General features: G+C 64.3%; 12 protein-coding genes (1 of these 12 cut by a window edge). 2 read left to right on the plus strand and 10 right to left on the minus strand.

All coding sequences use genetic code 11. The features are described from left to right. From CH293_RS01770 to CH293_RS01785, 4 genes are all read right to left on the minus strand, one after another. Positions 1-10370 carry the 5' end (the start) of a non-ribosomal peptide synthetase gene (locus CH293_RS01770; protein ID WP_094719168.1) on the minus strand. 19729 nt of this gene lie to the left of the window's left edge, so only the first 10370 of its 30099 coding nucleotides appear in the window; the start codon lies at positions 10368-10370; its stop codon lies off the left edge, out of view. A gap of 422 nt (positions 10371-10792) precedes the next feature. Beyond that, positions 10793-11218, minus strand: a complete 426-nt coding sequence (locus CH293_RS01775) for a PPOX class F420-dependent oxidoreductase (protein WP_037113836.1) — start codon at positions 11216-11218, stop codon at positions 10793-10795. Between the two features lie 67 nt (positions 11219-11285). Then, positions 11286-11915, minus strand: coding sequence for a TetR/AcrR family transcriptional regulator (locus CH293_RS01780; RefSeq protein WP_141217127.1), 630 nt, complete (start codon positions 11913-11915; stop codon positions 11286-11288). Further along, positions 11912-13375, minus strand: a complete 1464-nt coding sequence (locus CH293_RS01785; protein ID WP_094719169.1) for an amidohydrolase — start codon at positions 13373-13375, stop codon at positions 11912-11914. The genes CH293_RS01780 and CH293_RS01785 overlap by 4 nt, the downstream gene beginning before the upstream one ends. Before the next feature lie 42 nt (positions 13376-13417). Here CH293_RS01785 and CH293_RS01790 point away from each other — a divergent pair, with 42 nt between their 5' ends. After that, positions 13418-13885 (plus strand): thioesterase family protein, encoded by a 468-nt coding sequence (locus tag CH293_RS01790; protein WP_037113495.1) that lies wholly within the window; start codon positions 13418-13420, stop codon positions 13883-13885. Here the strand turns inward: CH293_RS01790 and CH293_RS01795 are convergent. Continuing rightward, complete coding sequence (locus CH293_RS01795) at positions 13876-15816, minus strand: acetoacetate--CoA ligase (RefSeq protein WP_094719170.1); 1941 nt, start codon at positions 15814-15816, stop codon at positions 13876-13878. The two genes, CH293_RS01790 and CH293_RS01795, sit on opposite strands and share 10 nt — an antisense overlap. A 206-nt stretch (positions 15817-16022) precedes the next feature. Between CH293_RS01795 and CH293_RS01800 the strand changes: the two genes are divergently transcribed. Continuing rightward, on the plus strand, positions 16023-16916 hold the full coding sequence (locus CH293_RS01800) for a hypothetical protein (RefSeq protein WP_094719171.1): 894 nt from the start codon (positions 16023-16025) through the stop codon (positions 16914-16916). 57 nt (positions 16917-16973) lie between these two features. Here the strand turns inward: CH293_RS01800 and CH293_RS01805 are convergent, their stop codons facing one another. The 5 genes from CH293_RS01805 to CH293_RS01825 form a co-directional block, all read right to left on the minus strand. Next, positions 16974-18590 (minus strand): AMP-binding protein, encoded by a 1617-nt coding sequence (locus CH293_RS01805; protein ID WP_176459871.1) that lies wholly within the window; start codon positions 18588-18590, stop codon positions 16974-16976. Positions 18591-18643: 53 nt separating this feature from the next. Beyond that, the gene (gene eutC / locus CH293_RS01810; RefSeq protein WP_094719173.1) at positions 18644-19417 is read right to left on the minus strand and encodes an ethanolamine ammonia-lyase subunit EutC; all 774 of its coding nucleotides are present in this window, start codon (positions 19415-19417) and stop codon (positions 18644-18646) included. Then, positions 19414-20826: an ethanolamine ammonia-lyase subunit EutB gene (locus CH293_RS01815; RefSeq protein WP_094719174.1), complete on the minus strand. Its 1413-nt coding sequence runs from the start codon at positions 20824-20826 to the stop codon at positions 19414-19416. The genes eutC and CH293_RS01815 overlap by 4 nt, the downstream gene beginning before the upstream one ends. Further along, complete coding sequence (gene eat, locus CH293_RS01820) at positions 20823-22262, minus strand: ethanolamine permease (protein WP_037113500.1); 1440 nt, start codon at positions 22260-22262, stop codon at positions 20823-20825. The genes CH293_RS01815 and eat overlap by 4 nt, the downstream gene beginning before the upstream one ends. A gap of 110 nt (positions 22263-22372) precedes the next feature. Further along, positions 22373-23344 carry a cation diffusion facilitator family transporter gene (locus CH293_RS01825; RefSeq protein ID WP_094719175.1) on the minus strand — a complete coding sequence of 324 codons (972 nt, stop codon included), beginning with the start codon at positions 23342-23344 and terminating at the stop codon, positions 22373-22375. Positions 23345-23351: the final 7 nt, after the last annotated feature.

Genomic DNA, 23351 nt, shown 5'->3' on the forward strand with positions numbered 1-23351 from the left:
AACATGCCGATCACGTCGTCGAGTTCCGCTTCACCACGCCCGGCGATCGGCGTGCCGATTGCAATGTCCGACGTTCCGGACAAGCGGGCCAACAGAACTGCAAGCGCCGAGTGAACGACCATGAACAGCGTCGTGCCGGTACGGCGAGCCAATTCGACGAGGTCTCGGTGCAGTTCCGGTTCGATGCGGAAACTGCTCGTACCACCGAGGAAGGACTGCACGGCCGGGCGCGGCCGGTCGAACGGCAGAACGAGTTCCTCCGGCAGACCTGCGAGCGTCGACTTCCAGAAATCTGCCTGCGTCGAGATCAGCGACCGGGGGTCGGATTCGTTTCCGAGTGCCTCACGCTGCCACAGCGTGAAATCCGCGTATTGGACTGCGAGCGGGGACCAACCCGGCTCCTCGCCGACAGTCCGTGCTGCGTACGCGATCATGACATCGCGCGTCAGCGGGCCCATCGACCAGCCGTCGGCGCTGATGTGGTGCGCGACGAACACGAGCACGTGCTCGGTCTCGGTGACGGCGAACAGCTCGGCGTGAAGCGGCACTTCACGCGTCACGTCGAACCCTGTCGAGACCACGGACGCGATTCGTCCCGGAAGGTCGTCCTCGGCAACGGCGACCGGCACCAACACAGGAACAGCCGACGACGTCGGCAGAATCACCTGCGAGGCGACCCCATCGGTCTCCGGATAGACGGTGCGCAGCGCTTCGTGACGCTCGAGCACGTCGGCGATGGCGGCCTGCAGCGCAGACACGTCGAGGCTTCCCGAGAGCCGGATGGCCACCGGGAGGTTGTTCACAGCCGACTCGGTGTCGAAGCGGTTGAGGAACCACATCCTCTGCTGAGCGAGCGACAGCGGAATGTGATCCGGACGCGGGCCTGCAACGAGCGCGACTCGACCACCACCGATGTGGGATTCCGCACGGGCAGCGAGGCTTTCGACGGTCGAAGCTTCGAACAGCGTCCGCACGGGCACGCGGGCTCCGAGGGCAGCACCGACTCTCGACACGACCTGCGTCGCGACGAGCGAGTTTCCGCCCAGCTCGAAGAAGTCGTCGTCGAGACCTACTCGCGGCGCACCCAGGACCTCGGCGAACACACCCGCCACGATTTCCTCGACCGGTGTGCGCGGCGCACGGAACACTCGCGCTTCGAACACCGGATCCGGCAGAGCCCGGCGATCGAGCTTGCCGGATGCGTTCAGTGGAAGAGCATCGAGCACGACGAAGGTGGACGGCACCATGTAGGTCGGCAGCACCGTGGAAACGGCGGATTGCAACGCCCCGGTGTCCACCGTTGCACCCGGGACGGCAACGACGTACGCGACGAGCTGATCGGAACGAACCAGAACGACGGTCTGCGCCACGAGCTCGTGTCCGAGCAGCGCGGACTCGATCTCGCCGAGCTCGATACGCAGGCCGCGCAGCTTGACCTGGAAGTCCGTGCGTCCGAGGTAGTCGAGTTCCCCGGCAGCAGACCACCGAACGAGGTCACCGGTGCGATACATCCGAGTGCCGTCGCCGAACGTCGAGGCAACGAAGCGATCTGCCGACAGGTCGGGACGGCCGAAGTAACCGCGTGCGACCTGTGCGCCCGTCAGATACAGCTCTCCCGCGACACCGATCGGAACCGGACGCAACCGAGAATCGAGCACGAGCACCCGTGCGTTCCAGACCGGCGATCCCATCGGCGCCGAGGCACCGGGGATGGACACGCCCGGAAGTCCGGCCACTGCACGCGCGGTTGCGTGAACCGCGAACTCGGTCGGACCGTAGAGGTTGTGGATCCGTGCAGACGGAAGCGCCGACGCAGCGGACCGAACCACCGATGTCGGCAGAGCTTCACCTGCGACCAACACCGTCCGCAGCGACGAACATCCGTCGGGACCGACAGCCGAGACGAATGCGGACAGGACGGACGGCACGAACGACGTCGCGGTGACGCCCTCCGACTCTATGACGGACACCAGATATGCCGGGTCGCGATGACCATCCGGCTCGGCAACGACGAGGCGACCACCGGCAGCGAGCGACGCGAACAGTTCCCACACCGACACGTCGAACGTGAACGGAGTTTTCTGCAGGACGACGTCGTCGGTGCTCAGGCCGTATTCGGCGACCAGCCACGAGATCTGGTTCACCACGGCGGAGTGTGAAACGGCGACACCCTTCGGCTTGCCCGTCGATCCGGACGTGAAGATCACGTAGGCGACGTTGTCCGCGCGGAGCGGCGCGAGGCGATCCGCATCGGTGACCTTCGCCGCCGAGTGACTGCTCGTGTCGAGCGAGTCGACCTCGACGATCGGTACGTCGGCTCGAAGGTCGAGGTCGTCGTGGGACGTCGTCAGCGCAGCGATCGGCAACGCGACATCGAGGATGTACCCATTACGCTCGGCCGGCTGGTCCGGGTCGACCGGGACGTAGCCTGCTCCCGACCGGAGAACTGCGTACAGCGCGACGATCATCGACAACGACCGCCGCATCGCCACGGCGACCAACCTGTCCGGTCGCGCACCACGGGCAACGAGTTCGCGAGCAAGACGGTTGATACGTGCGTCGAGTTCCGCGTACGTGACACCCTGTCCGTCGAACACGACGGCAATCGCGTCGGGGCGCGCGTCGACCTGGGCGTCGAATGCGTCGAGAATTGTTGCGTCGGCGTTGATTCCGTGCTCGGTGTTGTTCCAGGACTTCAGGATCAACCCACGCTCGACGGCGTCGTACAATTCGATGTCGCCGACCGAAACGGAGCTGTCGGAGATGACCGCGCCGAGCACGTGCAGAAAGCGGTCCGCGAACGCCTGGACAGTGGCTTCGTCGAACAGATCGGTCGCGTAGGTGAATTCGGCCGCAAGACCGTCCGCGTCGCCGCCCGACGTCAGTCGCTCGGTGAGCGTCAGTTGCAAATCGAACTTCGCGACTGCGACATCCAGATCGAGGCTGTCGATACTCAGCGCAGGTAGATCGAGATGCGTGGGCCCGAGGTTCTCGAACGAGAGCATCACCTGGAACAGCGGATGCCGTGCCGTCGACCTGGACGGGTTCAACACCTCGACGAGGCGCTCGAACGGAATGTCCGAGTGCGCGAATGCGCCGAGCGCGGCCTCGCGGGCGTGCGCCAGCAGGTCGTTGAAGCTCTCGTGTCCGTCGACATCGGTGCGCAACACCAGCGTGTTCACGAACATGCCCACGACGTCGTCGAGTGCCTGCTCGCCGCGCCCCGCCACCGGGGTTCCGACGACGATGTCCTCGGTTCCCGACAGGCGTGCCAGAAGCACAGCCAACGCTGCGTGGACCACCATGAACAGCGATGCATTGCGCTCTCGTCCGAGCTCGAGCAGCCCGGCGTGGATCCGAGGCTCGATCTCGAACTCCACTGTCCCCCCGCCGAAGGACTGACGCGCCGGGCGCGGACGGTCCGTCGGGAGATCGAGTTGATCAGGAAGCGCGTCGAGCGTCGACTTCCAGTACGCAACCTGCTGAGAGATCAACGAGGACGCGTCGTCCTCGGAACCGAGAACCGCGCGCTGCCACAGGGTGTAATCGGCGTACTGGACCGGAAGCGGAACCCAGGCAGGAGCGTCCCACTCCGTCCGCGCGGCGTACGCGATCATCACGTCGCGCGCGAGGGGGCCCAGTGACCAACCATCTGCCGAGATGTGGTGAACGACGATCGTCAGAACGTGCTCGGTCGGCGTGATCTCGAACAATTGCGCGCGCACGGGAACGTCCGCAGTGACGTCGAATCCGGTCGCAGCCAGGTGGGCGATGGATCCCTGCAGGTCCGTCGCGGTGGTCGACACCGGCATCAGATTCGGAACGATCTGTGCTGCGTCCTGCACCACCTGGTGGGGACCGTCGGCCGAGTTGGGGAACACCGTCCGCAGCGATTCGTGGCGGTCGATCACGTCCATGATCGCGACCTGAAGTGCAGGCACGTCGAGCGCTCCGGACAGACGAAGCGCGATGGGCAGGTTGTACGTGGCCGACTCGGTGTCGAAACGGTTGAGGAACCACATCCGCTGCTGCGCCAGGGAGAGCGGAATACGTTCCGGCCGAACACCTCTGGAGAGCTCGATACGAGCTCCACGTCCGGCCTCCTGCTCGACCCTGATGGCCAACTGCGCCACGGTCGGTGACTCGAAGATCGCCCGCACCGGCACCTGCGCGTCGAGCGCGGCACCGAGTCTGGCGACGACCTGAGTCGCGACCAGCGAGTTTCCACCGAGTTCGAAGAAGTCGTCGTCCAGACCGACTACGGGCGCTCCCAGAACGTCGCTGAACACCGTCGCCACGGTCTCTTCGATCGGTGTCGTGGGAGCACGGAACTTGCGAAAGCTGATTCCCAACTCCGGCTCGGGAAGTGCCCGACGGTCGAGCTTGCCGATCGGTGTCAGCGGGACCTCGTCGAGCACGACGATCGCCGACGGCACCATGTAGTTCGGGAGCAGCCGCGATACGTACCGGGCCAACTCGTCGCTGTCGATACCGGCCGAACCGTGCACGTACGAGACCAGCGCCGTCTGTCCCGACGCCGTTTCCCGGCCGAGAGTGGCAGCGAAGGTCACCGCGGGGAAGCTTTCGAGTGCCGCGTCGATCTCGCCGAGTTCGATGCGGAACCCTCTGACCTTCACCTGGAAATCGGACCGTCCGACGTATTCGATGTCGAACTCGTTGGTCCACCGGACGACGTCGCCCGTCCGGTACATACGCGTGCCCGGCACGCCGAAGGGATCGGCGACGAATCGTTCCGAGGACAATCCGGGACGACGGTAGTACCCCCGCGCTACGGCTTCGCCCGACAGGTAGAGCTCACCTGCGACACCCACCGGAACGGGGTTCAGCCGGGTGTCGAGGATCAGTGCCCCAACTCCGGGCACGGGGCCACCGACGGTGATCCGCTCACCGGCGAAGAGCTCGCCGCGCGTCGAAACTATTGTCGTTTCGGTGGGACCGTATGCGTTGAAGTAGCGACGCCCTCGGGCCCACCGGCCGACCAGATCTGCCGCCGACGCCTCGCCGCCGACGGAAAGCAACTCGAGATCGTCGAGACCGGCGGAATCCATCGAACCGAGCACGGCAGGTGTGATGACGGCGTGCGTCACGGATTCGTCCGCGAAAAGCGTGTGAAGCTCAGGTCCGCCGATGATCGACGGCGGGACCACAACCAGTGTCGCGCCGGCGGAAGCAGCCAGCGCCCATTCCAGGACAGACGGGTCGAACGACGGTGAGATCACGTGCAGGAAGCGTGATTCGGGCGTGACTCGGTACAGCTCGCGTGAAGAATCGATCAGTCCGGACAGGCCACGGTGGGTGACGCTCACGCCCTTGGGCAGGCCGGTCGAACCGGAGGTGTAGATGACGTAGGCGACGCTGTCGAGGGTCACCGAGGACAGCCTGTCGGTATCGACCAACGCTGCGCCGGAACGACGTTCGACCGACTTCTCGAATTCCTCGGAGTCGATCGGCCACCATTCGCACGTCGCGGGTAGGGCGTCGACTCGCGCCGAGGTGGTGATGCCGACAACCGCCCCGGAGTCCGAGAGCATGTGACGCACCCGATCCACGGGGTACTCGGGGTCCACCGGCACCCATGCTGCGCCGGTTTTCGCGACTGCCCAGATGGACAGGACCATCTCGAGCGATCGCGGAAACGCGAGAGCCACCACGGTCTCCGGGCCGATTCCACGTTCGATCAAGTACCGCGCGTAGCGGTTGGTGAGCACGTCGAGTTCGCTGTACGTCAGTTCCGCTCCGGATGCGCGTACAGCCGCGCCGTCGGGGTTGGCTGCGACACCGGCGTCCAAGAACTCGTGCAGCAATCGCTGCGATTCGTTCGCACCGCCGTGCACCGATGTCAGCGTCGTTGCTTCGTCGGCCGCCAGAATGTCGATCGCGCCGACCGGAACCGAGGGATCGGTCACGATCGCGTCCAGGATCCGCACGAACCGTTTCGAGAAGCTCTGGATCGTGGCCTCGTCGAACAGATCGGTGGCGTACTCGAAGACCGCTTCGATCCGGCCAGGTCGTCCGTTCTCGTCCTGATGCTCGGTCAACCACAACTGCAGGTCGAACTTCGCGATGGGAACGTCGAGTTCCTCCGCGGCCACCTCGAGGCCCGCGAAGCTGAGCTCACGCTGGCGGGCGGACTCGAGCGACAGAGCGACCTGGAACAGTGGGTGCCGTGCCGTGGACCGCGCAGGATTCAGTACCTCGACGAGCCGTTCGAACGGGATGTCGGCGTGCGCGAACGCGGACAGGTTGGTATTCCTGACCTGATCCAGCAGCACGTCGAATGACGAGTGTGGATCCACCCGCGCGCGGAGCACGAGAGTGTTGACGAACATGCCGATGATGTCGTCGAGTTTCTCGTCCGCTCGACCGGCGATCGGCGCACCGATGGAGATGTCGGTCGTTCCGCTCAAGCGCGACAGCAGAACTGCGTACGCAGCTTGAACCACCATGAACAGCGACGCCTGGTGCGATCGAGCCACGGTGCTCAATCCACGATGCACATCGGGTTCGATCACGAAGCGACTCTTGGCGCCCCCGTTGGTCGCAACCGCCGGGCGCGGTCGGTCCGACGGGAGGTCGAGTTGATCGGGGAGTTCGTCGAGCGTGCGCAACCAGAACGCGATTTGCCGTGCCGAGAGCGAATTCTCGTCCGATTCGGCGCCCAGTACTCGGCGCTGCCACAGTGCGTAATCCGCATACTGGACCTCGAGTGGAGTCCAGCTCGGCGACCGCCCGTCGATGCGAGCTTCGTAGGCGACCATGATGTCACGCGCGAGAGGTCCGAACGACGACCCGTCGGCTGCGATGTGGTGCAGCACCATCGCCAACACGTAGTCGGTGTCGGACAGCTTGAACAGCTCGATTCGGAACGGCGCCCGAACGGAGACGTCGAACCCACCCCGCGCGAGTTCGACGAGACTGTCGACGAGTTGGGCCTCGTCGACATCCGTCACGTTCAGTCCGTCGAACACGTCCTGTGCACGCAGAACGACCTGCTGTGGGGCGTCGTCGATCTGGGGGTAGACCGTCCGCAATGTCTCGTGGCGCTCGACGACGTCCGCGAAGGCGCGCTCCACGGCCGATCGGTCGACGTTTCCACGAAGTCGAACCATGAAGGGAAGGTTGTACGCAGCGGTATCCGGGTCGAACCTGTTCAGGAACCACATTCGCTGCTGAGCGAGTGACAGAGGCACGACATCCGGCCTGGGCCCTGCCACGAGCTCGGGTCCGACGGAGCCCTGCGCCAGAGCGCTCGTTGCGCGCGCTGCCAGGGCACCGACGGAGGGGGCCTCGAACAGTTCACGTACACCGAGGCGTACTCCGAGCGCCGATCCGACGCGCGTCACGAGTTGCGTTGCGACCAAGGAGTTTCCGCCGAGTTCGAAGAAGTCCTCGTCGAGCCCGACACGGGTGGCGCCGAGCACGTCCTCGAATACGGTCGCGACGACCTGCTCCGCGTGAGTCTGTGGCGCGCGATACTCGCGGTCGCTACTGAAAACAGGCTCCGGCAATGCTTTTCGGTCGAGCTTGCCGCTGGTGTTCAGTGGGAATGCGTCCAACGCCATGATGGACGCAGGCACCATGTACGACGGCAGCGATCGGCCCGCTCGCTCCACCACCGCCGCGACGTCTATCGACTCGCCGCTCCCCGGAACGACATACGCGACGATCTGCTCACCCGTCGCCGTCTCCACCACGAGAACGACTGCCTGCGAGATAGTCTCGTCGGCCAGTAGCACAGTCTCGATTTCGCCGAGCTCGATTCTCTGACCACGGAACTTGACCTGGAAATCAGTTCGGCCGATGTAGTCCAGATTGCCGTCAGCGCGCCACTTCACGAGGTCGCCTGTGCGATACATGCGGTCCCCGCCCGCACCGAAGGGGTTCGCGACGAAACGATCCGAGCTCAGATCGGGTCGACCGACATAGCCGCGTGCCAGCTGGACACCTGCGAGGTAGAGCTCGCCCGCTTCCCCGATCGGCGACGGCCTGAGCCTGCCGTCGAGCACGAACGCACGAGTGTTCCATTCCGGGACGCCGATGGGGACAGTTCTGACGTCCTGGATCCCGCTCTCGTAGTAGGTCACCGACACTGCAGCCTCGGTCGGGCCGTACAGATTGTGCAGACCTGCCCCACAGAGTTCGCGGAACGCCGCCGCGGTCTCGGCAGGGAGCGCTTCACCGATGACGAACACGTGACGGAGCGAATCACACGTTCCCACAGGGGCATTGGCGACGAACACAGTCAGCATGGACGGCACGAAGTCCGTGACCGTCACGCCGTGTTCGGCGATCCTGTCTGCGACGTAGATCGAATCTCGATGCCCATCGGGGGTCGCCAGCACCATGGTGGCACCCACCTGCAACGGCAGGAAGAACCCCCACAACGACACGTCGAACGTCGTCGCAGTTTTCTGCAGGTAGACGTCGGAGGCGTCGAGGCGATACTCCTCACGCATCCATTGCAGCTGGTTGTCGATAGCCGCATGCGACACCGCGACACCCTTGGGGCGTCCCGTCGAACCCGACGTGTAGATGACGTATGCCGTGTTGTCCAGGCGCAACGGAGCGATGCGCTCCCCGTCCTCGATGCGCGTACGGTTCATCGATTCGAAATCGAGGAGGTCGATCTCCACGGCCTCGACACCGTCGGGCAGATCGACGTCGTCGCGGGCGACGGTGAGGACGCACAGCGGATCGGCGGACTCCAGGATGTACCTGGTGCGCTCGGCGGGATGGTCGGGATCGATGGGAACCCATCCGCCACCGGCTTCGACGATGGCGTACATTCCGACGATCAGGTCCAGTGATCGTCGGATGGACAGACCGACAAGTGTTTCCGGCCCGACCCCCTTGCTCACCAGAAGTCGCGCGAGACCACTGACCCGGGAGGCCAATTCGCCGTAGCTGAGAGTCGTTCCCTCGTAGACCAAGGCCGTTGCCGACGGATCGATATCCACGCGGGCGTGGAAATCGGACAGCAACGTTCGCTGGGAAACCTCGTGGTCGGTCTCGTTGAACCTACCGACGACGAGTTCCTGCTCCGTCGTGGTGAGCAAATCGAGATCCCACACACGGTCGGTGGGTGCCGCCGCAACGAATCGGTCGAGGAACTCCACGAAACGCGTGTGGTTGCGCTCGGATTCCGTTGCCGAGTAGACGTTGGGGTTCGACTCGAAGTCGATGTGAGTCTGCTGTCCACCCATGCTCTGGTACAGGTTCAGCCCGAAATCCTCGATGAGACCCGTCGACAGAACGTTCAGGGTTCCGACCATGGAGCCGAGCCGCACCTCGCTGAAGAACAGCATGATGTTGACCCAAGGTCCGAAGAACGACGCCTGCCCGGTGGTACTGCCTGCGTCGCGACGGATGTCCTCGTGGCGATAACGCTGATGTCTGAGTGCGCCGGACACCTCGGTGGTGACCTTCGCCAACAGATCCTCGACGGACATGTCCGCCGTCACCGTCAGACGCAACGGCACCACGTTGGACACCATGCCACCGGACCTACGCAGCACTGCCGTCGTACGAGCGGTCACCGGCAAACTGAGGACGACATCCTGAGTGCCGGTCATCTGAGCCAGGTAGCTCGCGAACGCAGCGATGACCACCGTCGCAGTCGTGGTGTCAGCCGAGTCGACCAGTGCAGCGAGGTCCGCCGTCGTCCCCGCGGACAGCGATCGACTGTCGATCTGACTGACGGGCGCGGGGGCGGCAGTACGGCCACCGAGACTCGTGGGGGCCTCGATACCCGCGACGCGATCGGCCCAGTAATTCTTGTCGTTCTCGAACCGGCTCGACTCACGGTACGCGACCTCGGCCTCGTACACCTTGCTGAGATCGGAGGCCTTGCTCGGCGGTGGCTCGTGGCCCTCCACGGATGCCGTGTACAACTCCGCGGCGCGGTTCATGAACGTGACGGCGCCGAAGCCGTCGAGCACGACGTGGTGGACTCGATTGAACCAGAAGTACCTGTCGTCCTCGAGATGCAGAACGGTGGCCGCGATCAGTCGATCCCGAAGAATGTCGATGGGCGCGCTGTAATCCGCGCGCATCCAATCCTGAGCTGCACTGACCGGGTCCGGTTCACCCCGCAGATCGATGTAACCGAGTGGATCTTCGAGGGTGGAGTCGACGAACTGGCGTGGCTCGGAATCGACCTCCACGATGCGGACGAAACCGGACTGCAGCTCCAACGCGGCGCGGGACTGCGCTGTGCGCAGTGCGTCCAGATCGAGATCCCCGCGCAGCTCGACGTACTGAGCGATGTTGGCGGGCACCGACGGATCCACGTGCTGGGCGAACCACATGCCCAGCTGTGCGGGAGAAAGCGGGAAAGACGAGTCCGGCACTTCCTGATGCGCCTGTGCTCCTCCGACTGATTCGTCCCAACCTAGCGGGTCCAATCGAATCCTCTCTTTCCCACAATCACACGCCTTCGGTCCGCGTCGACAGTTCCGACACTTCCGAACACCGAACTCACAAATCTAATTGGTATCTGCAACGAGAACTAATCGACGCCCCAGCAGTCGCTGATGTTACTCATGGGTACATCTGCGCACATGGGATCAATCGTTACACGGCCATCGGCCTCGGTCCCATCAGGTGAGATATCGATTCGGACAGCGCTCCGTGAGACCCGAAACGACAAGGACCGGATCGACGTCTGCCGGCGACGTTCGCGCCTGTGCACATCACTTGTCCAATCTACAGGGCATCAAGGAGAGCGGACCGAGCCCGGCACACCGACGAATCCCCTCCACTCTCGGTCCACTCACGCAGTCGCGTTCATGGACGCAATCACTTTCGTCGGCTTGATCCTCACGACCAGTTCTCCGGGCACGCCGTTGCGTCGACCGAATTCCTCGGCTCGGTCCGCGCCCATGTACCGACCACCGATGGCCGTCGCCGTCCGAAGCAAGTCATCGGGGTCTTCCGATGTCTCCGCCACACCCTGAATCTGCACGAAACCGTACGGCGGCTCCTCCAGATCGACCGACAACACCAGCCGCGGATCCCTGGCGATCGCCTTACCTTTGGCCGTGTCCGCGCCCGTGTTGAACACGACGGCGTCGTCCTCGAGCACGAACCACACCGGCGCCACCAACGGCCGACCGTCCGACGCCACGAATCCGAGCTTTCCGGTTCGTGTCCCCGTCAGCAGAAAATTCCTGACCTCGAGATCCGCAAGAGATGCCATGCGCACAACGCTACCGCTAGGTTCCGACACATCTCGTTCCGCTCATTCCGCAGGCTCCACTCGCGCCCTATCTGCTCATTCCGCAGGCTCCACTCGCGCCCCCCCCAACGATTCGCCGCGCGATGGCGAGGTAGGTCTCGACCAGATCAGCCGGCGAGAGGGGCCCGTCCGGCCGATACCAGCCGGCGACGCCGACGCACATCGTCGTGACTGCACGCGACGCGTCCTCGGCGTGATCGAGGTCGAAGTCCCCGGTCGCGATACCGTCGGCGACGATGGAGTCGAGCATGCGTTGCTGCTCGTCGCGCCTGCCGACGTAGTCGATCCGGTTCACGTCGTCGAGGCTTCGAATTTCCGTCGACCCGAGAAATGCCTGCTCACGGCGATGCATATGAAACAGCAGCAACGACTCGACGACGGCGTCGAATCGTTTCCGCGGCGACGGCCCGGCCTCGGTCTCTGCCGATCGCGACCTCTCCAGCAGCTCGTCCATCGCTGCTGTCATCAGTCCGACGAGCAGCGCCTGCTTGGACGGGTAGTGATGGTAGAGGCCAGGGACGGACAGCCCTGCTCGTCCGGCGATTTCACGTACGGACGTGCCGTGGTACCCCTGGTCGACGAAGGCCGACAGAGCTGCGGCCAACGGCGTGGGTAGCGTCGACGCCTCGTATCGGCGCCAGGACCCCGTGTCGTTCATGCGAAGGAACCGTCGAATGTCAGGCGGCCGCCGAGCACGGTGGCGAGAATCGGGACGGCTCGTAGATCGCGGTTGCCGAGCCGTGCAGGATGCTCGGCGAGCAGCACCAGGTTCGCCTTCGATCCGAGTTCGACGGAGTGTCGCCCACCGGTCGCAGCGGCGAGTGCTGCGTCCAGAGGCAGTGCTTCCGACGGCTGCCACGGCGGACGCTCGTCGTCGGTTCGCCAGACGGCGTCGGCGACGGCGTCGAGCGGGCTGGGAGGACTGACAGGGGCATCGGAACCGAACAACAGCCGTGCTCCAGCTCGGTACAGAGAGTGGTAGGGGTACGCGATGGAACTGCGGCCCGCCCACAGCTCGTCGGCTACATCCCGGTCGCTCATTGCATGTTGAGGTTGGACGGACGCCGCAACGCCCGCGGCAGCAAATCGCGCGATGTCGCCGGGGCGGATCTGCTGAGCGTGCTCGATGCGGCCTCCTCCGCCCACCGTCTCGAATGCATCGAGCGCGAGCGAGTTGGCACGATCACCGATGGCGTGGATGGCCGGTGTGATGCCGCCCGCCCTGGCCCGCCTCATGACGGCCACGAGGTCCTCGGGCGTCTCGAGAAGCACCCCGCTCGACGTGCCGCCGGGATACGGGTCGTGGCAGCACGCGGTCCTCGTGTTCAGCGAACCGTCGAACATGACCTTCAGCGGACCGAGCGCGACACCGTCGGCGACGGTGACGCCCGTGGATGCGCCGCTCTCCAACTCGTGATCGAGCCATTCGGGCCAGATCGTGAAATCGACGTCGACATCCGCGCGCCCCAAAGCCGACCGTCGGGTCCACACGGCTCGGTTGTCCGCGTACTCGAAGTCCGTGACAGCGGTGATTCCTCGTCGTGCAAGTTCCTGAGTCGCGGCGAGGGCACCGCGGTCACTGTCCACGGGGTCCGCCAGCCGATCGAGAGCGCCGAGGCCCTCCATGCAGTCGTGATCTCGAAGCACCCCCGTCGGATGATCGATCCCGAGGTCGTCCAGAAGCGCAGGGCTGAGCCACAGAGTGTGCAGATCCATGCTCGTGATCGCCGCACGGCGGCCGGGCAACGCGTTCTGCAGGATGTCCTTGTGCGGGGCGTCCGGCCACAGGGCGTCGCGAAATCCTTGCGCTCGGAGAATCCCCGAACCGTGCCGCTCGTTCGAGCGGGCCAGTATGTCCGCGAGATCCGCGGCGGAATCGGCACCGGAGACGTCGATGCGAGTCAACGACGTCGCCCACTGCGTCAGGTGAACGTGATTGTCGACGAAGGACGGCAGCAGAGCCGCGCCGCGCCCGTCGAGAGTGTCGCCCTCGATCGCGTCGCGCTCGATCGCGCTGCCCGACGCCGTGGTTGCGCTGATGTCGGCGATCCGGCCGTCGACCGTATGTACGTCCACCGCGGCGCCGCCTGGAGTAAGGACCACGTTCTTGATCAACACACCCGGACTCTAGAACACCGCGGGGCGTGAGACCGTGATGCGGTGACGAACTCGAAGCCCGGCTACCACGCCACGATCACCGTCCGCTGGTCGGACATGGACGCTTTCGCGCACATCAATCATGCGCGGATGGTCACCTTGCTGGAGGAAGCCAGAATCGAATGGCTGCTCAGCACGGGAACCGAGCCAGGCGAACGTCCGGAAGATCAGGCCGCGCAGGCGAACGAGTCCCTGATCAAGAGTGCGTTGATCGTGAACGTGAACATCGCGTACAAGAAGCCCCTGCGCCACTCGGACAGTCCGCTCGATGTAACGCTCTGGTTCGAGCAGGTGCGCTCGGTCGATTTCACTATCGGTTACGAAGTGCGCGCAGCGGGCGCACCGGCAGACTCCGCTCCGGCCGTGCTGGCTACCACGCGCATGGCGATGGTCGACGTCGGCTCGGAGCGCCTGCGGCGGATCAGTCCGACGGAGAAGGAGTACCTGGCGAAGTGGACTCGTCAGCCCTGACGAGTCCGCCCGACATCCGTGTACCAGTCGATGAGGTCCGGGGCGTCGACGGCTGATCGGTCGAGAGAACGCGCGGCATCTCGCCCCTGGAAGATCTTCTTCAGCGGCACTTCGAGCTTCTTGCCGGTCCGGGTGTGCGGAATGCCAGGCGCAGCGATGATCACGTCCGGTACGTGCCGAGGCGATGCGTGTCGACGAATCGAGTCCTTGATCTTGCCCTGCAGTGCGTCGCTCAACTCCTCACCGTCCGCCAGCACGACGAACAGCGGCATCCAGTAACCACCGTCCTCGGATTCGACTCCCAGAACCAGAGCTTCGACGATTTCCGGCAGGGATTCCACAGCCTGGTAGATGTCGGCGCTGCCCATACGAATACCGTTGCGGTTCAACGTCGAATCGGACCTGCCGTGCACGACGACGCTGCCGTGGTCGGTACGCGTGATCCAGTCCCCGTGCCTCCACACGCCGGGATAGGTGTCGAAGTACGCGTCTCGGTATCGCTCTCCGTCGGTGTCGTTCCAGAACCTCACCGGCATCGACGGCATCGGCTTCGTGACCACCAGTTCCCCGACCTCCCCGGTCACGGAGCGTCCATCCTCGTCGAACGCGTCGAGGGCAACTCCGAGAAACGGCGCCGACAACTCCCCGGGCCACACCGGAACAGTGCGAACACCGCCGGCGAACGCGGACACGACGTCGGTTCCTCCCGAGATGGAGAACACCGGAATCCGCTCACCGACGCTCCGCGCCAACCACTCCGACGACGACGCAGGCATGCTGGACCCGGTGATTCCGATCGCGCGAAGCGCACTCAGATCGTGATCACGAGACGGAAGAGAGTCCGCTTTGATACAGGACAGAACGTAACCAGGACTGGTCCCGAGAAACGTCACCGACTCCGCCGCCGCGATCGACCACAACCCGTCGGGCGCGGGATAGGACGGGCTCCCGTCGCTGCACACGATGGTCGCCCCGACGAGCAAGCCGGCGACCTGGAAGTTCCACATCATCCAACTCGGGCTCGTGTACCAGAAGAAGACGTCGTCGGCACCGATATCCGATTGCAGCGCAACGGCCTTCAGATGCTCGAGCAGGACTCCCCCGTGCCCGTGGACGATCCCCTTCGGCAGACCTGTCGTGCCGGACGAGAACACCACCCACAGCGGGTGGTCGAACGGAACGGGCGTCGTGACCCACTCGTGCTCACCTGCCGTGCATTCTGCCCACGACATCGATCCTTCGGCGACCTTGCTCCCGACCTGGACGACCGTCCGAACCGTCGGGAGGCCATCCCGCAGCACGGCCGCGTCGGCACTCTTGTCGTGGAACTTGCCGTCGTAGGAGTACCCGTCCGCAACCACGAGGACCTTCGGATCCAACTGTCCGAGACGATCGATCGCCGCCGATGGTGAGTAGTCCTGCCCACAAGCCGACCACACCGCCCCGATACTTGCTGCAGCGAGGAATGCGACCACCGCCTCCGGGATGTTCGGGAGGTATCCGACGACACGGTCCCCCGGCACGACGCCCTCGCGGCGCAGAGCGTCCGCCAACGCAGCACACTGACGCGCGAGTTCGGCCCAGGAAAGCTCGGATCGGGCACCGTCCTCACCGACGTGGACGATGGCCGGACGATCGTCTCGCACGTGGCGTCTCACCTGGTCGACGTAATTGAGCTCGGCTCCTGGAAACCACTGCGCCCCCGGCATATCGGACGAGCCGAGCACCGAGATCGCGGGCTGGGAGGCGGCGACGTCGAAATAGTCCCAGACCTGACGCCAGAACTCACCCAGATTCTGCGTCGACCATTGCCACAGCGCCGTGTAGTCCGGCAGCGAGACGCCGTGCCTGCGTTCCACCTCTCGCGTGAAGTCGGTGATGCGAGCGCTCTCGACGTCCTCCGTCGACGGTGTCCACTGCGGTTCGGTCATGCGTTCCAGTATCCCCTGAGCGTCGCTTCGCACAACAAAGATGTGCGTTCACAACGCTGATGCGTGTTGTGAAAACACCATCGACGTTGTAAGGACACCAGACGGAATGGTACGAGTGAACCAGAATTCATCCACAACCCACTCGTTCGTCCACAATCGGACGCGAGGGGGTGGTTTCGACGCCTGATCAGCTGCACGATCACCGCATGCATCCCGACGCCGATGGCTTCCTCACCCGTGCAGCAGCATCTGCAGCCGGATACAGCGACGACGAATTCCGTCGAATGATCGCCTCCGGTGAGATCAGAAAGGTCACCACCGGGATCTACTGTCCAGCAGATCGATTCGATGCTCTGACACCGACGGGCGTTCATCGACTCAGAGCCGTCGCCGCAGTTCGAGGAAAGCGGGGACATGCGGTGAGCCACGTCTCCGCTGCGGTGCTGCACGGCTTGACGATGTGGAACACCGACCTCGGGCGCGTGCACCTCACGGCCGATCGTGCGACAGGGGCCAGGAGGACCGCGACCCTTCACGTGCATACGGGCCGTTCGACGCCGTCCACCACTGTCGAACTCGGGTCGGTACCGGTTACCTCCCCGGCGCGCACGATCGTCGACACCGCGCGCGTGCTCGACCTGGATCATGCAGTGGTGATCGGCGACTCGGCACTGCGCAAGTTCGCGATCACGCCGGACGAGCTCACCGACGCCCTCGAGCGGAGTTCGAGGCTGCACAACATAGCCGCAGCGCGGCGGGCGGTTCACCGGATGAACGGACTCAGCGAAAGCGCAGGCGAATCCCTCAGTCGACTGCGGATGGAGGAGCACGGAATGCCTACTCCCACTCTGCAGTACAGAGTCCCCTTGCTCGATTTCCGGGTGGACTTCTTCTGGCCGAAGTTACGAATCATCGGCGAGTTCGACGGGCTGGGCAAGTACGGCGGCGACTCCCGGAACCTAGCTCGCGAGAAGGCCCGGGAGGACGCCCTGCGTGACGAGGGCTACCAGGTCATCCGCTGGGTCTGGAGGGACCTGTGGAATTTCGCGGAGGTGTTCATGCGATTCGAACGAGCCAGGGCTCGTGCACTCATGAGCTGAATGTGCGTTCACAATCGCGCTGACTGTCCTCGGAGCTCGGACACCTGCCTTCGAGAACTAGATCAGATCCAGCGACCGCTCGCGCATTTCGACTTTGCGTACCTTGCCCGTGACGGTCATGGGGAACTCGTCGACGACGTGTACGTAGCGCGGAATCTTGTAGTGCGCCAGCTTACCGTCGCAGAAGGCGCGTACCGAATCCGCATCCAGCGGAGCCGCTCCGTCCTGCATACGAATCCAAACCATTAGCTCCTCACCGTATTTGGCGTCGGGCACCCCGATGACCTGGGCGTCGAGGATATCGGGGTGGGTGTAGAGAAATTCCTCGACCTCTCTCGGGTAGACGTTCTCGCCGCCACGGATGACCATGTCCTTGATCCGGCCGGTGATGGAGACGTAACCGTCGGAGTCCATGACACCGATGTCGCCGGTGTGCATCCATCCGTCCGTGTCGACGGCCTCGGCTGTTTTCTCCGGCTGGTCCCAGTAACCGAGCATCACCGAATACCCGCGGGTGCAGAGCTCGCCGGGCTCCCCGTGTGCGACGGGCGATCCGTCGACGGGGTCGACGATCTGCACTTCGAGGTGCGGCCCGACTGCGCCGACGGTGGAGACGCGCTGCTCGATGGTGTCGTCGCTGCGTGTCTGCAACGACACGGGGGAAGTCTCGGTCATGCCGTAGCAGATGGACACTTCCGTCATTCCCATCCTTTCGATGACCTGCTTCATGACCTCCGTCGGGCACGGCGAACCGGCCATGATTCCGGTACGGAGCGAGGACAGGTCGAACGAATCGAATTCCGGCAGAGCAAGTTCGGCGATGAACATGGTGGGAACCCCGTACAAGGACGTACAGTTTTCCTGCTGAACGGCGGTCAGCGTCGCCGACGGGTCGAACGAGAGCCCGGGAATGATCATCGCCGCACCGTGCGATGTACAGGCCAGGTTTCCCATCACCATCCCGAAGCAGTGATAGAACGGCACCGGAATGCACACGCGATCATGTTCGGTGTAATGGCACAGTTCACCGACGAAGTACCCGTTGTTCAGGATGTTTCGGTGACTCAAGGTTGCGCCCTTGGGAAATCCTGTTGTGCCCGAGGTGTATTGAATGTTGATCGGGTCGCTCGGCACCAAGGCGCTCTGGATGTCCGCGACCAGGGAAGGGTTCTCGGCGAGCGCCCGATGTCCGCGATCGGTCATCAGTTCCCAGCCGAAGCTCCCGATGAAGACGACCTCCCGCACGGTCTCCTCGCGTGCGTCCTCGATCATCGCGCCGTAGTCCGAGCCCTTGAATTCCTGCGCGGACAACAGAACCGACACTCCGGCCTGATTCAGGACGAACTTCAACTCGTGTGTGCGATACGCAGGATTGATGTTGACCAGAATTGCACCGATCTTGGCGGTCGCGTACTGCGCGAGCACCCATTCGGGACAGTTGGGTGCCCAGATTCCCACTCGGTCACCCGTCGTGACGCCTTTGACCAGAAGGCCCGCGGCGAGCAGTTCGACGTCGGCGAGGAACTCGGAGTACGTCCACCGTCTGCCGGAGGGGACGTCGACCAGTGCGTCGTGACCGGCGTACTCGGCGACGGTTCGGTCGAGGTTCTGGCCGATGGTCTCCTCGAGCAACGCTGTCGACGACGGCCCGGACGAATAACTACGACTTTCCATGTCGACCACAGTAGTGATTGCCGTCACAACTCGCCTACCCCCGAAAGGGTGTACTACTCGATGGTCAGCGCGTCGGAATTCTCGAGCGCGTCGGCGCGCGAGGTGTCCTTCAACGCAACACCGGACCTGCCGAGCCTGCGAGCGCCGGCGACGAGACTGGCAACGATCCTGGCGGACTGCTCGTACCCGAGCCCTTCCGGCGGATGAATGTTGGAGATGCAGTTGCGGTCGGCGTCGGACTTTCCCGGTGCGGGCAGATGCGTCAGGTAGATCCCCAGACTGTCCGCTACCGACAGCCCGGGCCGCTCACCGATGAGTACGACGACGGTGCGAACACCCATTGCCTCCGCGATGTGGTCACCCAACGCAACGCGGGCCTCGGTGGCGATGACGGGCGGGGCAATGCTGTACACATCGGACAGTTCCTCGACCAGCGCCGCGAGCATCGACGGTCCATGATCCATCAGAGCCCGGGGCGACAGCCCGTCACCGAGGACGAATCCGAGGTCGAAGTCACCTGGGGTGATGGAGGACAGGTCGTCGGGGGTCCGTCCGAGATCAGGCCGTCGCAGGTACTCGGCGCGAGAGGTCGCCTTGGACGTCACGACGGCCGGTACCCCGATGCCGATCTTGTCCACGGCCGACACAGTCTCGTCGATGTCCAGCGGCATGTGCACGGCATCCCGCGCAGCCGCGTGTGCCGATCGGAACTCGAGCACCCGGCGGGTGGGCAGCGAGTCTCCGGTACGTCCCAGTCCGATTCGCGCCTGCGTGCTCAGACGCAGCTCCTGCCAGAACCCGTCGTCGGCGCGTTCTACGGCGCTCATCGTGCACTCGTCAGCGAACGCAACGGCGACCCCAGTGCGTCGACGTCGAGGATTCGACCGCTGCCGTCGACCATGCCGAGCCGGTCCAGCCATGCTGCGAATTCCGGTGCAGGCTTCAGCCCGAGCACCTGCCGCACGTACAGAACGTCGTGGAAGCTCAAACTCTGGTAGCCGAGCATCACGTCGTCGGCTCCCGGGACCGCGATGACGAAGGCAACCCCGGCTGTACCCAGCAGCGTGAGAAGGGTGTCCATGTCGTCCTGATCCGCCTCGGCGTGGTTGGTGTAGCAGACGTCGACACCCATCGGCAGGCCCAGAAGCTTGCCGCAGAAGTGATCCTCCAGCCCGGCACGGACGATCTGCTTGCCGTCGTACAGGTACTCCGGTCCGATGAATCCGACGACGGTGTTGACCAGCAACGGTTCGAGATCGCGGCACACGGCGTACGCACGCGCCTCCAAGGTCTGCTGATCGACCGGGCGTCCCCCTGTGCCGAGGTGGGCACCTGCACTGAGGGCCGAACCCTGCCCTGTTTCCAGGTACATGACGTTGTTCCCGACGGTTCCCCGGTGCAGCGACCGGCCTGCCTCGTTGGCCTCTCGTAGCACTGAGACGTCGACACCGAAACCCGAATTCGCTCCTTCCGTCCCGGCCACGGACTGGAACACCAGATCCACCGGAACACCCTTGCCGATCAGTTCCATCGTCGTCGTGACATGCGAGAGCACACACGACTGTGTGGGGATCTCGAACCGTTGCCGGATCTCGTCCAGCAGGTACAGCAGGTCGGAGGTCGCGTGCGGCGAGTCCGTCGCGGGGTTGATTCCGATGACGGCGTCACCCGATCCGAGGAGCAGACCGTCGAGAGTGGCCGCAGCGATTCCACGCGGATCATCGGTCGGGTGATTGGGCTGCAACCGTGTGCTCAGAGTCCCCGGCAGTCCGACAGTCGTCCTGAACGCCGACGTCACCTCGGCCGCCCGCGCAACCGAGATCAGATCCTGATTGCGCATGATCTTGCTGACGGCCGCAACCATTTCCGGTGTCAACCCTGCTGCGACGGATCGCAGTGTCGACGCCGAGTCCCGCGAAGCGGCGGCGTCGAGCAGCCAGTCCCGAAGTCCGCCGACCGTCAGGTGCGAGATCGCACCGAAGGCAGCGCGGTCGTGCGAGTCGATGATGAGCCGGGTGACCTCATCACTCTCGTACGGAACGAGGAGATCCTCGAGGAACACGTCGAGCGAGACGTCGGACAGTGCCCATTGCGCAGCCGCTCGTTCGGCGTCGGACTGTGCCGCGCACCCGGCCAGTTCGTCACCCGACCGCAACGGGGTTGCCTTCGCCATCAGGTCGACGAGGCCGTCGAACGAGAAGTTGGCACCGGAGACTTGGTGTGAATACTTGCTCATTCGAGTTCGGCTTCTGCTTTCGCGAGGGCTGCGAATTCTTCGTCCGGCGAGTTGGCCACGAGGTGGTGACGGCTGTAGAGCCCGAAGTACAGCATGAACGCGGCGAACACCCCGAGGCACCACAATGCCGCTGTGCTGTCGACGAGGAACGTGGCCACCACGGCCAGAGCTGCCACGACGAGCGCGAACCCCGTGGTGACGATGCCGCCCGGGGTCCGGTACGGCCGCGGCATGGTCGGCTCCTTACGTCGCAGGACGATGTGACTGACCATCATCAGAACGTAACTGAGCGCGGCACCGAAAACGGCCATGTTGAGCAACATCGCTCCCTGGCCCGTGAGCGAGAGGAGGAAACCGATGATGCCGGGGACGATCAGCGCGAGTGTCGGAGCCTTCCGAGAGTTGGTCACCGACAGGGTCTTCGGCAGGTACCCGGCCCGCGACAGTGCGAAGAGCTGACGCGAGTAGGCGTACATGATCGAGAAGAAGCTGGCGACGAGACCGGCGAGCCCGATGTAATTGACCACCTTGGCGGCAGTCCCGTCACCGAGAGCCTCGACCAGCGGGTTGCCCGACGCCTGCATGGCGTCGGCGCCGCCCGCGCCGGTCACCAGGAACAAGACCCCGGCTCCGGTCAGCAACAGGACTCCCATGGCCGCGATGATGCCGCGTGGCACGTTCTTGGTGGGGTCCTTCGCTTCTTCCGCGGCGAGCGGAACCCCTTCGATGGCAAGGAAGAACCAGATCGCGAACGGAACCGCCGCCCAGATTCCGAGATAACCGAACGGTAGAAAGCTCGAGGCGCCCGCGGCGTCCGTCGGCGCGATGTCGGTCAGGTTGGCCGAGTCGAACTGTCCCAGTGCCGATACCGCGAAGATCACCAGACCGACCAGGGCGATGGCGGTGATGACGAACATGATCTTGAGTGCCTCGCCGGCGCCCGCGAGGTGGATACCGATGAAGATGGCGTACACCGCGAGGTACACCCACCATCCGTCGGTGATGCCGAACAGTCCGAGCGACTCGACGTAGGCACCGATGAAGGTCGCGATGGCTGCCGGAGCGATGGCGTACTCGATGAGAATGGCGGTACCGGTGGCGAATCCACCCCACGGTCCGAGAGCGCGACGAGCGAACGTGTACCCGCCGCCTGCCGCGGGCAACGCCGAGGACATCTCGGCCATGCCGAGGACCATGGCCAGATACATGCCTGCGATGAGGATGCCGGCGATCAGCAATCCACCGAAGCCACCCTGTTCCAGACCGAAGTTCCAGCCCGAGTAGTCACCGGAGATGACATAACTGACGCCGAGTCCCGCGAGGAGGACCCACCCTGCGGTTCCCTTTTTCAACTGGCGTCTGGCCAGATAGTCGCTTCCCTCGACGTGCGACTCGGTCCCGTCGTGATGGGTGGGTGTTGGTTCTGTGACGGACATGGCCGGCCTCTCTCGAAGCGATGAGACTTCTTTCGCGGGTGAGCGAATCCGAATCAAGATATGCCCGCGGTGTAAGCACCGAGTCATCGCAATATGACGAGGGAATTACGTCAGTGGCTCGGTGTCGGACCGACATCTCCCTCGTCGGGTTCTGCGACTGTCAGTACTGCGTCCACCACAGCCTTGTTGGTCTCGAGCTCACGCTCCAGCCGCCGGAGTGTGTGCGCGATCGAAGATTCGACCGAGTCGCCGACGAGGTCGACGCTCGCGACCAGAAGGATCTGCTTCGGACCGACGAATTCGATGCGAACGAACCGAACGGACGCCACTTCCGGAAGCTGTTCGATTCGCTCCACCACTGCATTCCATAATGCGCGTGACCCCGGTTCGCCGGTGAGGAAACGTCGATTTCGGTCGATGAGCACGAAGGCGACGACGGCGAGCAGGACACCGACGAGAATCGATCCGACGGCGTCGTAGGCACTCGATCCGGTGAGTTGATGCAGGCCGATACCCGCACCGGCGATGACGATGCCGATGAGGGCCGCGCTGTCCTCGGCGAACACGGCACGCAGTGTCGGGTCGGACGTCTCGAGCGCGTAGTCGAAGAAGTCCTTCTCGTATTCGGCTGCTTCACCGCGGATCTGCCGAACCGACTGCAGGAAAGAGATACCTTCCAGGACGAACGCCAACGCGAGCACGACGTACGCGACGGTGTAGTTCTCGCTGCTGGACTCTCCCGCCAGAAGTGAGGTGATGCCGTGCCAGATCGACACCGCTGCGCCCGCGACGAACAGCCCGACCGCGGCGAGGGTCGACCAGAAGTACGCCTCCCTGCCGTATCCCAACGGTCTCTGCTCGTCCGGCCCACGCGAACCCCGCTTGTTCGCAACGAGCAAAAAGATCTCGTTGCCGGTGTCCGCCCACGAGTGCGACGCCTCGGCGACCATCGACGCCGATCCGGTGATGACCGCCGCGACCGTCTTGGCTATCGCGACACCCAGATTGGCGGCGAAGGCAATGACGACGGTTCGAAGGCTCTCGGTCTCCGCACCGGCAGACGTCGTGCTGGAAGATTTCACGCGCTCG

Origin of the sequence: Rhodococcus sp. 14-2470-1b (assembly GCF_002259415.1) — a bacterium.
Lineage (GTDB): Bacteria > Actinomycetota > Actinomycetes > Mycobacteriales > Mycobacteriaceae > Rhodococcoides.

Coding starts and splice junctions, on each gene's coding strand:
- CH293_RS01815 (WP_094719174.1), bottom strand. CDS start 20,826: ATGAGCAAGTATTCACACCAAGTCTCCGGTGCCAACTTCTCGTTCGAC.
- CH293_RS01800 (WP_094719171.1), top strand. CDS start 16,023: ATGCATCCCGACGCCGATGGCTTCCTCACCCGTGCAGCAGCATCTGCA.
- eutC (WP_094719173.1), bottom strand. CDS start 19,417: ATGAGCGCCGTAGAACGCGCCGACGACGGGTTCTGGCAGGAGCTGCGT.
- CH293_RS01805 (WP_176459871.1), bottom strand. CDS start 18,590: ATGGAAAGTCGTAGTTATTCGTCCGGGCCGTCGTCGACAGCGTTGCTC.
- eat (WP_037113500.1), bottom strand. CDS start 22,262: ATGTCCGTCACAGAACCAACACCCACCCATCACGACGGGACCGAGTCG.
- CH293_RS01775 (WP_037113836.1), bottom strand. CDS start 11,218: ATGGCATCTCTTGCGGATCTCGAGGTCAGGAATTTTCTGCTGACGGGG.
- CH293_RS01780 (WP_141217127.1), bottom strand. CDS start 11,915: ATGAACGACACGGGGTCCTGGCGCCGATACGAGGCGTCGACGCTACCC.
- CH293_RS01795 (WP_094719170.1), bottom strand. CDS start 15,816: ATGACCGAACCGCAGTGGACACCGTCGACGGAGGACGTCGAGAGCGCT.